Origin of the sequence: Kitasatospora nipponensis, from assembly GCF_039528135.1 — a bacterium.
Classification (GTDB): Bacteria; Actinomycetota; Actinomycetes; order Streptomycetales; family Streptomycetaceae; genus Kitasatospora; species Kitasatospora nipponensis.
The window spans coordinates 1-741 of record NZ_BAAALF010000679.1 but is presented as its reverse complement, the minus strand read 5'-3'; the positions used below and the strand labels follow the sequence as shown (position 1 = coordinate 741).

The 741-nt window shown below is 69.1% G+C and carries 1 protein-coding gene and 1 pseudogene; both read left to right on the top strand.

From position 1 onward, the window contains the following. Positions 1–537 (top strand): annotated as a pseudogene (locus ABD323_RS42680) (hypothetical protein); the annotation flags it as partial. Next, positions 534–741, top strand: a 208-nt coding sequence (locus ABD323_RS42675) for a hypothetical protein (RefSeq protein WP_344447429.1), incomplete at its 3' end; no start/stop codon positions are given. The pseudogene ABD323_RS42680 and the gene ABD323_RS42675, both read left to right, overlap by 4 nt.

Here is a 741-nt window from a genome sequence, read left to right as displayed (position 1 = left end):
AACTCCCCGGACCGCCCGGGCGACGGCACCGAACGCCGTCCCGAGGATCCGGCGGGCAAGCACAAGCCCGATCCCGAGGACGGCAGCGACGCGGAGCCGGACGAGCACCCGAACAAGAAGAAGAAGCCGAACGACAGCGACTCCGAGCACGACGGCCAGAGCCAGAACGACCCGGACCACCCGCTCAACGACCCCGCCAGGACCGAGCACGACCGGCTTCCGCCCGCGGAGCAGACGGACAACCTGATCTACGGGGTCGCGGGCGACGAGGTCCAGAAGCACCTGCGCGAGACCAACGACGTGCACCGGGTGGACATGGAGCATGTCCACCAGCAGCTGAAGGACTGGGCCAACAGCGGTCATCTCGGTGATGTGCTGGACCGGACCACCGGCGACGACCGGCAGACCTTCCGGCGGTCCGATCTGGAGCACGCACTGCCCGGCTTCAAGGACATGACCCCGGGTGAGCAGGCGGCCCCCGGGGCTGCCATGGGCCGGGTGGGCAGGGCGCCGCCGTGGCTGCCATGGGCCGGATGAGCGACTCGTTCCACGAGATGCACGGAGCGGGGATGAGCCCGGAGCAGCGGGACTACCCCTACTCCGCAGACCCGAACAACCCCGGATCGGCGAAGGGGCAGGACGAGCAGGACAGTCGCGGGCACGTCGACCACGAGAAGACCAAGACCGACGCGGGCCTGAAGCAGTCGCCGGATGCCGCGAAGATCAAGCAGGACATCAAGG